An 11879-nucleotide genomic window follows, 5' to 3' on the forward strand; every position below is an offset into this window, starting at 1 on the left:
ATCAGCGTCTGGTTTCCGGTCTGGCGAAGAGTTCAGCGCACTCGCCGGCGAAGGAACAGAGCTGGTCCACGAACTGCCGGTACTCCTGCGGTTCCCGCACCAGGCCCGGCGTGACATCAGTCCACTGCTGCCACAGGCCACCGGCGGCAAGGTATCGGGATGCGCGCTCGGTCCCCAGGGCGGCATCGAGGTGAAGCAGCGCGCCAAGAGCAAGGCCTTGGTCGTAGCCGAGGTCTGGTCGAAGCAAGTAGTGATCAAGGTATCTGCAGACCAGATCGGCGTCCGCACTGTCTCCGAACGTGGCAAGCGTGACGCAGTAGGCCGCACCGGCATAGGGCCCCCGCTGGCCAGCAGGAGTTCGCCGATGCGGCCGCGGAACTCGGTCCTGCCGGCTGCAACAACCAGCCAGGAGGCAGTCTTACGCTCTCGCCACCCACCTTCGAAGAGGATGCCGAGCTCAGCGGGAGTGATCTCCCGGGCGTCCTGGACCAACTCCCTCACGAACAGCTCACGTTCAGGCCCGCTCAACCGCAGCGAGCTTCCACCCAAGCGAAGGTACCGCCGTCCCGGCGTGACGAATCGTCGGATCAGGCCCATCAGCTCGGGGTCGGTGCCGGCACAGCGCATGGCTGCATCTTCGCCCGGCGAGCACCCGGCTGCAGCGGTTTACCCTGCGACCCCGAGTAGCGACTGCTGGTTCAGAGAAGCCTGCATCCGATGCTCCGTCCTGCAGCCCGATCCCGAGCAGATGCCCAGGCCGGAGGAGATCCACGCGAACCTGCCCGACCGCCGTCAGGAGGCCAAGGAACAGGGCCGGCTCGGCGAGGTCGCCGCGATCGAGGCAAGCGCCTCGCCGCCGCCGAGCAGAAGCTCACCGCCATGCGCGACCTCGCGGCCCGGGACACCACCGTCCACCTGGGCACGCCCGATTTCCGTGGCGTCGTCGAGCGCATCGACTCCGAGGAGTCGATGCGCTCGACACACCCGATGGAGCGCGTCCACCCCTGCCGACGGAGCTCTGAGGGCCCTGCGCGACCTGGAGCTCCCAGGACTCGACGACGCGGAGGAGTAGGCGGCGTCCGTGACGTGCGAGCCGTGCGGCAACTCGTTCGGCTCAGGTGTCGGCGCTGCGGCGCCGGTCGGGAGTGAAAAGGTAGGCGATTGCCATGTCGCTGAGCTCGTCTGCGTACCGACGCCTGGCCACTTCGCCGGTGGCGGCATCGGGGCGCACGGAGTTGTGGAAGCAGGCGCCCAGGATGGCGCGGGCCGCGGTGTCGAGTGCCGTCTGCGGTTGGGAGCGGCGGATCTGATCGGTGTACGGGGCTGCTGCTTCGAGCAGGAGACGGTGGAGTTCGGTGATGGTGCGGGCCCCGCGGTCCAGTGACCTGGTCCCCCGCGTGCGCAGCAGCTCGGGGAAGAGACTGCTGCTGTCGGCGAAGGACTGCAGCAGGGCGTGCGCATAGGCGTCCATGACGCCGGAGAGCGACGGCTCGGCCGCACGCAGTTGCTCGGCCACGTACTCCTCGCGGCGTTCCAGCATCCGCTCGGACAAGGCGGTGATCAGCTGCTCTTTGTCCTCGAAGCGGCGGTAGATCGTGCCGACGGAGACCCCGGCGCGTTCCGCGACACCCGCGATCGTCATCTCCTCCAGGCCGGAGGTGCAGGCGATCTCCTCTGCCGCCAGCAGGACACGGGCCAGGGTCGCGGCGCTGCGGGCCTGCCTGGGCTCCCGGTAGGACGCTGGGCGCTCCGGCTCTTCGGTCATGTCCCGCATGGTATCGGCGGCGCTCTCAACAGGTCCCTTTGACAACCGGTGCGCTCCTCGGCGTACTCTCATTATGCGAACGTGAATTCACATTCACATCCTATCGGAGGTTCGATCATGACCGACAACCAGACGCTCCCGCCCGTCTCCGTGACGCTTGAGGCCGGACCCACCGGCGCCGGGAGCATCGACGACTTCGAGCTCTTCTACGCCCGCCGCGCCCTGGACCGCTTCCGGACGCTGCTGGGCCGCCAGGGCCTCCTCGACCTCCTGGCCGCGGACATCGAGGAAGGCAACGCCTTCCTTCGCGAGAGCGCCCGCACCTCCGACGGCAGCTTCAAGGCAGGCACCACCGTGCTCGCGACGAAGGGCCTCACCTCGGGCGCCTTCCTTGCCTGGATGGACAAGGCGTTCGCAGGTGACGAGAGCGCACTCCTCGCGGCGCACCCCGAGCACTACGTGATGGGCACCGACTCCATCGGAGCGCGCGTGGTGGAGAACATCGGCCCCCACGTCGCCGACTTCTACATGGGCGGCTGGGGAACGGACGCTCTGGCCTGGGCTGCGGACGCGGACGAACTCCTCCCGGAGTCGGAGTTTCCCCGCAAGATGTCCTCGAACCTCTTCCTGGCTGACGGCACCGTCGTCGGGCGGGCGCTGATCCAGTTCGGTGACACCGCCGACGGCTTCACCGCGAACCTGACGGTCTACTTCCCCGTCACGTGCCCGGACGAGGTCCTGGACCACCACCTGCGGCACTACGCCGTCGAGTTCAGGAACTGGATCGTGGCCGCCGCGTCCGCCCGCGCCTGAGATTCCCGGCCGGACGCCGGGTCGGCCCCGGTGTCCGGCCGGCAAGCCACGCGGACCGTCCATCCGTGCGCACCGCATCCGGCTCACAGGACCGTGCGGCCGGCTTCCCACGACCCGGTCGACCAAGGGCGCAGCCCTCTTCGCGCGCTCCGAAGCAACGAAAGACCCACGATGTCGAACCCCACCCAGCCCGCTACGGGACGCAAGCTGACCCTGGTCGTCCTCGGCCTGGCAGCACTGATCACCACCATGCTGTGCGCCTTCGCGCTGCCCTCGCTCCACAGCGGCCCGCACCGCGTCCCCATCGGCGTCACCGGCCCCGAAGAGACCAGGAAGGCCGTCCGGGAGAGCACCGACGGCGACGCCTGGGACGTCCGCCTCTACCCGACGGCCGCCGCCCTCCAGACTGCGGTCAAGCACCGGGACATAGCCGGCGGTCTCGCTGTCTCCGCTCACGATGTCGACATCTACACGGCCACCGCGGGCGGCCCCTCCGCCACCAGCGCCCTCACCGCGCTGGGCGACGGCATCGCCGCACAGCACACCACCCGTGCCACCGTCCACGACCTGGTGCCGTTCACCGCGGACGACCCCCGGGGTGCGGGACTGACCGCCGCACTCCTGCCCATGATCTTCGGCGGGATCTTCCCCGCCCTCATCCTCGGCAGCATCTTCCCCGGACACCGCGGACTGCGCACCCGCATCACGGGAGCCCTCTTGTTCTCCCTGGTGGCAGGCGCCGCCATCGCCGCCGTCCTCCAGTTCGCCACCCACTCGGTCGACGGGAACTACTGGCTGACCGCCCTCGGACTCATCCTCGGCACAGCCGCCCTGTCCACCACCCTCCTGGGCCTCCACGCCCTCCTCGGCATGGCCGGCTTCGCCCTCGGCGGCGTGCTGATGATGCTCCTGGGCAACCCGCTCTCCGGCCTGGCCACCGGACCCCACTGGCTCCCCGCCGGCTGGGCCACCCTGGGACAGCTCCTCCCTCCGGGCGCCTCCGGCAGCCTCCTGCGCGCCAACGCCTTCTTCGACAGCTCAGGTGCCGGACTCCCCGCCCTCACCCTCACCATCTGGGTCGGCATCGGTGTCGCCCTCGCTCTCCTCGCCGACCGACGCGGCAGGCGCCCCGCCGCCACCGCCCGCTCAGCCCGGTGAACGGGGCTGTCCAGGACGGCTCCGGCGTCAAGAATTGCCGAATGCATGAAGTGAAGCTGTCCGACGGGATCATCACTCTGTCCCCGCTGCGCCTGGACGATGCGGAGGCGCACCTCACGGGGGAGGATGAGCTGCTCGTTCGCTGGCTCAACGGCGGTCCTGGGACAGTTGAGGGCGTCGAAGCGTACTTCCGGCACTGCCGGCAACAGTGGGAGACTGCCGGGCCGCTCCGCGCTTTCGGCATACGGGTGGGCGACGACGGGGTGCTCGCGGGGACGGTCGACTTGCGGTTCGCGGCAGAGGGGCTGGCTCCCGGCCAGGTGAACCTCGCGTACGGCCTCTATCCGTCCTGGAGGGGACGTGGTCTGGCTACCCGCGCGGTCCTCTTGGCGTCCCAGTACGCAGCGAATGAGGGCGGAGAGGAGGCGGTGATCCAGGTGGAGCCAGAGAATCCCGCATCGGCCGCAGTCGCGCAGCGGGCAGGCTTCACCCCCGGCAAGCAGACGAACAGCAAGGACGGCACACGGTTCAACTGGTACGTCCGGGAACTACACGTCACTACCCAGTGACGAGGGGCAGTCGCGGGAAAACCCTCAGCCTCGTGTGCGACGGTCTTGATGCCCGGTGGTCCGTCTCTTGCGGACAGCGAAACCGCGAAGATGTCATAGCTCCTTGGCATCATGAGGACCGTGACTGCCAGTGATGCTTCAGAGGTTCCCGACCAGCTTCGTCGCGCTCAGCTGACAGAATTACTGAAAGGCGTGCGCCCCTGGGACGAACAGGAGCGCACGCACCTCGCCGCGACTATGGAGTGGATCGCCGGCGGGGCTCCGCTCTATCGGACCCGGAAGCCTGATGTCCCGTCGATGCACTTGGTCAGCTACTTCGTGGTCCTGGATGAAACCTGCGGGGAGCTCCTGCTTGTCGCCCACCGCAAGGCGGGCCTCTGGCTTCCCAGCGGTGGCCACGTCGAGCCGTGGGAGGACCCGTGGGACACGGTCACGCGCGAGTGCCGTGAGGAACTGCGCATCGAGGCCGTCCCGTCGACTGTCTCGGGCACCCAACCACTCTTCCTCACCGTCACGCGAACACGCGGGCAGGGCCGGCACACTGATGTGTCGTTGTGGTACGTGTTGCAGTCGAAAGTTGACGGCATCACCTCTTTCGATGAGGAAGAATTCGATTCGATCAAGTGGCTTTCCCTGCGGCAGGTCCTTGCCGAACCCAGGAACACGCTCGATCCCCACATGCATCGATTCACCCGCAAGCTCATGAACGTCATCGCTTGCGCGTAGTCATCTTCGCGGCAACATCTGCCCAGTTCGGCCTCGTGCCGGTCCAGGATCTGGTCGGTGGCCTTGAGGGCTGTGATGGTGGTTTGGCGCCCATGCCGTTGGGGTCGTAGATCGGTCAGCGGGATTGAGGGCAAGTCACCCTCGGTCGCCTCGCTCTGTCCGGCGCTCGCGGAAGCCGAGGAGCCTGGGCACGTTGTTAACGTGATGGCATGGGACGTCGTCGACAACGGCACTTGGTCATGGGCTCCGAGCGATTCCGGTGGTGGGTCAGCCACCACCATGTGCCGGACTCGGACCCCGGCAGTGCGGTCGGACACTCATGCCAGGAGGTTCTCGTCTTCGCGCGGGAGGGCACTCCGGGCGTGATCCGCGTCGTCTTCGACTCGGGACCCGATCGCGTGGTGGGCGGCGGTGGTTGGGGAGCTCACGACGGTGGCGTCAGCCGCGTGCACGGCGGATACCTCAATCTCCACCGGCCCGCGACCGTGCGGGCGTTGATCGAAGAGGCTCTGGCGGACGGCCGACGCTTCGGGCGCGCCGGCCAAGTCGACGGGTGGCGGATCTTCGATGCCGTGGCCGCGCGTGTGCCGCCGGAACGCCGGGAAGCGCCGAGCGAGCAGCTGGTGGAGTAATGACCTTCGGGCCGAGACTCGGCCTGGCTCGATTGCCGGCCGGTCGACAGAGGCCGGCAGCGCACCTCGGCCCGGGTGAGGCTCACCAGTGCGTCCGATGGTTCGGCTCAACTCTGTCCCGAGCCGAGACCTCGGACATCGTCCAAGTCCCGCCCCAAGCACACTCGATACGGCCCGCACACCGCGTCGTCCCGAAGCCCGCGGACCACGTCGGGCGCGCAGGCCGGCGGTAGTAAAAATCGCTATCCGATTCTCGGATCATGGCGACAGAGAGTCGGTGTGACAACGGAACTTGAGTTCGCCGACCTGCTGCGCTTGATCGAGGAACGGTCGGTCGTGTTCCGGGAAACGGTTGCCCTCCGCGCCCAGCCTCGACGTGCAGGTGCCGACCTGCCCCGAGTGGACACTGTTCGATCTGGTGCAGCATCTGGGCCAGGTGCACCGGCGCTGGGCCACCATCGTCACCACAGGGCCTGCCGACGCTCCCCCGGCCAAGAACTCCTCGGAGGGCGGCGCGATGGCGCCCCGAGAGCGCGAGGCTCTTCTCGCCTGGTCCGCCGCGTCGACGCAGGAACTCCTCGGCGCACTGCGCGCGTCCGGCCCGGACCGCGGCTGCTGGACGTGGTGGGCAGGATCGGATTCGCCGCAAACCTCCGGAGCCATCGCCCGGCACCAGGTCCAGGAGGTCATGGTGCACACCTACGACGCCCAGATCAGTCTGGGTACCCCACAACCGCTGCCCGCCGACGCGGCATTCGACGGATTGACATCCTCCCCCTCTTAAACGAGGGGGATTCCAACCCGGCTGGGTTGGGGTTCACGGACGCTCGACCGCTGTTCGGGCGGTGTCGTCCCTCCGGCACCGGCTGCTCGCCGGGGGCGGGGGATCCCGCCCTGTCCTGCCGCGACGTTGACTGCTGCGTTGGTGTCCGCGTTGCAGGTGAAGCCGCAGAAGGAGCAGACGAACTCGGCTTGGCTCTTGCGCGAGTTCTTGTCGATCCAACCGCAGGCGCTGCATCGCAGACTGGTGTAGGGGGCGGGGACGTCTTTGACCCGGCCGGGTGCCTTGTGCCCGGTGCGCCGGCGGAGCAGGCCCCAGCCCTGGGCCAGGATCGCCCGGTTCAGCCCGGCCTTCTGTTTGACCTGTTTGCCGGGCTGCTCGGTGCTTCCCCTGGCCGAGCGGGTCATGTTCTTGATGTTCAGCTTCTCGAACCGCACCAGGCCATAGGTGCGGGCCAGCATCGTCGAGGTCTTCTCGCACCAGTCCTTGCGCCGGTCGGCCTCACGGGCCTTGAGCCTGGCCACCTTGGCGTACTCGGCACTCTTGTGCTCGCTTGCCTTCGGGGCGCGAGCGGCACGCCGCTGGTGTTTACGGACCTGCGCACGTTCCTTCACCGTGAGCTGCGGACAGTTCAGCATCCGCCCATCGGAGAGGGCGGCCGTGATGTTCACGCCCCGGTCGATACCGATGACCCCGCCCGTACTGGGCGCTTCGATCGGTGCGGGGATGACGGCGAAGGCGATGTGCCACTGGCCGTTGCGGTAGGTGACGCGGAACGTCTTCGCGGCGGGCAGTGCGGTCCGGGTGAGGCGGAAGCGGACCCAGCCGCAGCCGGGCACCTTCACCCGAGCCCACCGGCGGTTCAGTTTCTGCACCACCACCGAGCGGGCCATGACCTGCTTACCGGTCTTCGCGTTCAGCTTCGGCGAACCATCCTCGGTCAACTCCGGGACGCGGTCGGTGCCGATGACACGAAAGCCCTCATGCACAAACTTCTTGCGCCAGGTCGGCTCACCGAACCCGGACATGAAGCGGGCGTTCTTCGCCGTGGCGAAGTCCTTCAGCGCCTGTTGCTGAACGTCCGCGTTCCCGGCCGCCAGCCACTCATTGTCGCGCCGGGCCTTGGTGAGCTGACGACACTGCTCGGCAAAACCGGGCGCCGACCTACGCCACCTGCGCCAATGCGCATGCTGCTCGACCGCCAGGTTCCACACGTACCGGGCATGCGCACAGTGCAGCAACATCTGCCGCTCCTGCGCGCACGTGGGGTACATACGGAACTTCGCCACGCCGTCACTGTAACGGCGCAATAACGCGATAACAGCGGAATGCTCACATTCACGCTTCGCATCCCTAAAGAACTCCACACCCCGGCTCACCGCTCAACCGGCCGCCGACCAGCGGCCCCTTGACGCCGAGATCCTGCACCTGCTCGAGATCGCCCTCGACGCCGTCAAGGCGACGACGAATCGCCCTGACGGCGATTCCTCTGCCCCTGCCCTGCTCCGCAGGGGCTCGCATTCACCCCCGGCCTGAAGGCCGGGGCACCCTGCAAGGAAACGAGGTGGGACCGTACCGCTGGCCGTATGAGCCCGCCACCGTGGACTACCACGCCGCCGAGGGACACTCCTGGCGCCTGTCGCTCTCCGCCGACGGCGTACGGTTCACACACCTCCCCCGTCCCTGCGCACCGTCCACCGACCCTGCCGACGAGGCCCCGGATCTGGTCCACATCTCCGCCCAAGGCGCGGCCGGTGAGCTGGTCCTCGTCCTGTACGGCCGTGTTCCGGTGGACTCCGTGAAGGTCGACGGCGAAAAGCGCATCCTGGACCTGCTCAAGGCTTGGGATCCGAACGAGTAGAACGTCAGGTTCCGGTTCGAGGGCGACCTCCGGGCCGGACACACCCGGCCATCAACACCCGGGCCGCTGCCACTGCCACTGCCACTGCCACTGCCACTGCCACTGCCACTGCCACTGAAAACGGGCCATATTGGCGATCCGTTCCGTACAACGGGCGGATCTTCGGACAACCAGGCCTACGATTGTGTGCCGGTTGACGAGCCGTACCATCTGTTGAGGCCCCGACGCACCGGGACGACGTACGGGACCGGCTGGAACGACTGGCCAACTGGGTTGCCCCCGCCGTCGGTCCCGGCCTCCTCCCGAGGCCGCGGAGCGAAGAGCCGCACGTGTCCGCCGGGGCAGGCCACGACGCGAAAGGCAGCGACATGGTGCAGTGGCACGGGACCAACTTCACCGTGGACGGACACGAGCCGACCAGTGCCGAGGAGTACTACCGGATCGGCCTGCACTGCTGGAACAGCGGGCAGCACCCCGGTGCTGAGGTCTACTTCCTGGAAACCGCGGCGTCCACCGGACACAGCGCCGCGATCGAACTGCTGGGGCACATCGACTACACGCAGGGGCGGTACGCGAGCGCGGTGCCCCGGCTGCGGCACAGCAGCGGTTCACCGCGAGCGGCCTTCTACCTCGCCTCGCTCTATCACCACGGCTGCCCTCAAGCGGGCATCGTCGAGTCGCTGGACGAGGCGGCCCGCTGGTATCGCGCCTCTGCCGAACTGGGCGAGCCCGAAGCGATGCTCGTACTGGGCGACCTGTACCTGGAGCGGCTGATTCCGATCACCCGGACCCCGGCGGAACACGCCCTGGAGCAGTTCCTCGCGGCCGCCGCACGTAACCACCCCTACGCCCAGTACCGCGCCGCCGAGATCTACCGCACGCTCTACCAGGACAACGAGCGAGCCGCCGTGATGTACCAGTCCTGCGTGGACAACCCGATGACCGAGCGCCACTCCCTGGGGTCGATGATGACGCTTCAGAGCCAGGCGCACCTGCGGGAGATCTCGGCTTTCAGGGCAGCCCGCCGGTTGCAGCAGCGGCGTGACACCGTCAACCCCGCGCAGCGCCGAGGAGACTTCTACTGACCCTGGGCGGTCTACTGACCCTGGGCAGCGCGCCGTGCTCCTCGGTCAGCAAACGGCCAGGACCCACAGAAAGACGGCCAGCGCCCGCACCAGGTGTTCCGTTTCCTCGGTCTGCTCCAGCAGTGCGCCCGGTACGTGGGACAGTTCCCAGGCCGCTTCCCAGGCAGCATGGTCCGAGGGCTCACGCGGCGCCTCGGCCGCCCAGAGCCGCCCGAGCTCCTCGGTGTCGGCCCTCAGCCTGGCGCACGCGTCGGCCGTGGTGCCGAGGACCGTCACCAGCGGGCTCGCGTCGTCCCGCCCGGCGCCGAGGAGCGTGGCGGCCGTGGCGGTCAGCGTGTCGGCCGTGGCGGTCAGGCGTGATGCCCGCTCCAGCCAACTCGGTGCCGGGTGCCCGGAAGCGGCGGGCGAGCGGGCCGGCTGTTCCAGGCCATGGCCGGTGCGTGCGCCGGTGGACCGTTCGTGGTCGGTGGGCTTCCATGTCCCCCGCTCCCGCAGATCGTCGGCCCGGCCCATGGCCTGGCGGGCCTGGGCGAGAGCCGTCGGCCAGTCGCCGAGATCCCAGTCCGGCGTCGCCCGTGACTCCCGGACGCGGTAGCCGAGCGTCAGTCGCACCCCGGCAGGGCGCGGCCGTGGAAGGTCGGCCTCGACGTGTGCCTGTAGTACGTGTCTGATTCCGGCCACCGATGCCGCGCTGCCGACTCCGATCCCGGCGGTGCGGGCAGCCTCGGGCACGGGACCGGTGTCCAAGGGCTCGGCTCCCTGGGCGCAGTAGCGCAGGGCGTCGGCCAGGAGGACCTGGTCGACCAGGATCCCCGGGTCGTGGGCCGCTCGCCAGAGCAGCAGACCGAGCGTGTCGTGCCTGGCGCTCCCCCACGGCCACTTCACCCGCGGACCGGGATCCGCGGAGAACCGCCGGGGCCGCGGTGTTCCCAGGCCGTGATCGCACTCGTCGTACCAGGCGACCAACAGGCGTGCCTGATGACGGACGCGTTCCCACGCCCCGCAGCCGTAGGCGGCCCGGTGCCCCGACTGCCAGCCGTTCATGTCCACGGCGCGAACCGTACCCGGGCCCGGACGCGGAACCTCCGGCAGGTCGCATCCGCCGTCCCGCGCGGGCTTCGTCTAACGTGGATGGCGTCTGCGCGACTCCCCGGTTCCGCTGTGGGACGAGCGCGGATTCTCGATGAGGGAGCCGTTCATGACTGACAGCATCTGGGGCTACCACCCGGCCGCCGGGCACGTCACCGGCACGGACCTGGTCGGGTACAAGGTCGAGGCCCTCGACGGCGCCATCGGCAAGGTCGACAAGCATGCGGACGACGTCGACTCCGCGTATCTGGTGGTCGACATCGGCGTGTGGATCTTCGGAAGGCATGTCCTTCTGCCCGCCGGCACCGTGAAACGGGTCGACCGGACCGAGCGGAAGATCTACGTCGCGCTCACCCAGGAGCAGATCAGGGAATCCCCCGAGTTCGACAGGGCCAAGCATGTCGGCGACGTCGACTACCACGAGCTGGTCGGCGGCTACTACCAGAGCCACCGCGCCTGACCCACCGGCGCGCCGGTGGGTCAGGGGCCGAGCGGGGTCACGGACGGTGGCGCTCAGCCCTGGGCCAGCTCCGCCACCGGCTGCCACTTCTCCCATGTCGCCAGGCGCCGTTCGTAGTCCGCCTTCGCGATGCCCAGCGGCGCCGCGCCGAAGAAGCAGCGCAGCGGTGGCTCGTCCGCGTCCACGATCTCCAGCACGGCCGCGGCGGACGCGTGGGGGTCGCCCGGAGTGCCGACGCGCTTGCGCCGCTGTTCCTGCACCTCCTCGTGGAACTCGGCGTACGCGGGGAGCTGCTCGGACGTGCTCGACGAGGAACCGGCCCAGTCGGTGGCGAACCCGCCGGGTTCGATGAGTGTGACCTTGATGCCGAACGCCGCCACCTCCTGCGCCAGCGCCTGGCTCATTCCCTCAAGAGCCCATTTCGAGGCGTGGTAGATGCCGACCAGCGGGAAGGCGCTGATCCCGCCGATGGAGGAAACCTGCAGAATGTGGCCGCTGCCCTGTTCGCGCAGGAACGGCAGCGCCGCCTGGGTGACCCACAGGGCCCCGAAGAGGTTGGTCTCCAGCTGCGCGCGAGCCTCGGCTTCGGTGATTTCCTCGATCATCCCGAAGTGCCCGTAACCGGCGTTGTTGACGACCACGTCGAGCCGGCCGAACCGCTCGTGCGCCAGCCGCACGGCGGCGAAATCGGCGTCGCGGTCCGTCACGTCGAGCTGAAGCGGCAACAGCCGCTCTCCGTAGGTCTCCCGAAGATCGCCCAGCGTGGACAGGTCGCGCGCCGTCGCGGCCACCGAGTCGCCGCGCTCCAGCGCGGCGATCGCCCACTCCCGCCCAAAGCCGCGGGAGGCGCCGGTGATGAACCAGATCTTCTGTGTCATGGAGTGCTCCTCGTGGAACGTGTCGTCCGCTCGGTCACCACGTCTCCGCGGTGCCACTCCTG

12 protein-coding genes, 1 tRNA gene and 2 pseudogenes are annotated in these 11879 nt (G+C 68.7%); 9 read left to right on the forward strand and 6 right to left on the reverse strand.

Annotation, left to right across the window (positions count from 1 at the left end; genetic code table 11):
• Nucleotide 1: 1 nt before the first annotated feature.
• Nucleotides 2-627 (reverse strand): annotated as a pseudogene (locus OG780_RS03330) (DUF6000 family protein).
• 487 nt (nucleotides 628-1114) lie between these two features.
• Nucleotides 1115-1765: a TetR/AcrR family transcriptional regulator gene (locus OG780_RS03340; RefSeq protein WP_328444483.1), complete on the reverse strand. Its 651-nt coding sequence runs from the start codon at nucleotides 1763-1765 to the stop codon at nucleotides 1115-1117.
• A 117-nt stretch (nucleotides 1766-1882) separates the two neighbouring features.
• Between OG780_RS03340 and OG780_RS03345 the strand changes: the two genes are divergently transcribed.
• The 6 genes and pseudogenes from OG780_RS03345 to OG780_RS44545 all read left to right on the forward strand — a co-directional run.
• On the forward strand, nucleotides 1883-2578 hold the full coding sequence (locus OG780_RS03345) for a hypothetical protein (RefSeq protein WP_328444485.1): 696 nt from the start codon (nucleotides 1883-1885) through the stop codon (nucleotides 2576-2578).
• A 171-nt stretch (nucleotides 2579-2749) separates the two neighbouring features.
• Nucleotides 2750-3736 (forward strand): hypothetical protein, encoded by a 987-nt coding sequence (locus OG780_RS03350; RefSeq protein WP_328444486.1) that lies wholly within the window; start codon nucleotides 2750-2752, stop codon nucleotides 3734-3736.
• Between the two features lie 41 nt (nucleotides 3737-3777).
• Entirely contained in the window at nucleotides 3778-4305 is a 528-nt protein-coding gene (locus OG780_RS03355; protein ID WP_328444487.1) for a GNAT family N-acetyltransferase, read from the forward strand.
• A 120-nt stretch (nucleotides 4306-4425) separates the two neighbouring features.
• A complete protein-coding gene (locus OG780_RS03360; RefSeq protein ID WP_328444488.1) occupies nucleotides 4426-5031 on the forward strand; it encodes an NUDIX domain-containing protein in 606 nt (201 codons plus the stop codon).
• Nucleotides 5032-5240: 209 nt separating this feature from the next.
• Complete coding sequence (locus OG780_RS03365) at nucleotides 5241-5663, forward strand: hypothetical protein (protein WP_328444489.1); 423 nt, start codon at nucleotides 5241-5243, stop codon at nucleotides 5661-5663.
• Nucleotides 5664-6081: 418 nt separating this feature from the next.
• A pseudogene (locus tag OG780_RS44545) lies at nucleotides 6082-6315 on the forward strand (maleylpyruvate isomerase N-terminal domain-containing protein); the annotation flags it as partial.
• Here OG780_RS44545 and OG780_RS03370 read toward each other — a convergent pair.
• Nucleotides 6286-6405: transfer RNA gene (locus OG780_RS03370), tRNA-OTHER, on the reverse strand. The pseudogene OG780_RS44545 and the gene OG780_RS03370 sit on opposite strands and share 30 nt — an antisense overlap.
• 38 nt (nucleotides 6406-6443) lie before the next feature.
• Nucleotides 6444-7733, reverse strand: coding sequence for an RNA-guided endonuclease InsQ/TnpB family protein (locus OG780_RS03375; RefSeq protein ID WP_328444490.1), 1290 nt, complete (start codon nucleotides 7731-7733; stop codon nucleotides 6444-6446).
• 275 nt (nucleotides 7734-8008) lie between these two features.
• Here OG780_RS03375 and OG780_RS03380 point away from each other — a divergent pair, with 275 nt between their 5' ends.
• Complete coding sequence (locus tag OG780_RS03380) at nucleotides 8009-8305, forward strand: hypothetical protein (RefSeq protein WP_328444492.1); 297 nt, start codon at nucleotides 8009-8011, stop codon at nucleotides 8303-8305.
• A gap of 329 nt (nucleotides 8306-8634) precedes the next feature.
• Nucleotides 8635-9390 (forward strand): tetratricopeptide repeat protein, encoded by a 756-nt coding sequence (locus OG780_RS03385; RefSeq protein WP_328444494.1) that lies wholly within the window; start codon nucleotides 8635-8637, stop codon nucleotides 9388-9390.
• A gap of 45 nt (nucleotides 9391-9435) precedes the next feature.
• Here OG780_RS03385 and OG780_RS03390 read toward each other — a convergent pair whose 3' ends face one another.
• Nucleotides 9436-10440: a hypothetical protein gene (locus OG780_RS03390; RefSeq protein WP_328444496.1), complete on the reverse strand. Its 1005-nt coding sequence runs from the start codon at nucleotides 10438-10440 to the stop codon at nucleotides 9436-9438.
• 148 nt (nucleotides 10441-10588) lie between these two features.
• Between OG780_RS03390 and OG780_RS03395 the strand changes: the two genes are divergently transcribed.
• Complete coding sequence (locus OG780_RS03395; protein WP_326783633.1) at nucleotides 10589-10939, forward strand: PRC-barrel domain containing protein; 351 nt, start codon at nucleotides 10589-10591, stop codon at nucleotides 10937-10939.
• 53 nt (nucleotides 10940-10992) lie between these two features.
• On the opposite strand, the gene OG780_RS03400 is transcribed toward OG780_RS03395, so the two are convergent.
• Nucleotides 10993-11817, reverse strand: coding sequence for an SDR family oxidoreductase (locus tag OG780_RS03400; protein ID WP_328444500.1), 825 nt, complete (start codon nucleotides 11815-11817; stop codon nucleotides 10993-10995).
• Nucleotides 11818-11879 lie beyond the last annotated feature (62 nt).

The organism is Streptomyces sp. NBC_00386, assembly GCF_036063235.1.
Taxonomy (GTDB): domain Bacteria; phylum Actinomycetota; class Actinomycetes; order Streptomycetales; family Streptomycetaceae; genus Streptomyces.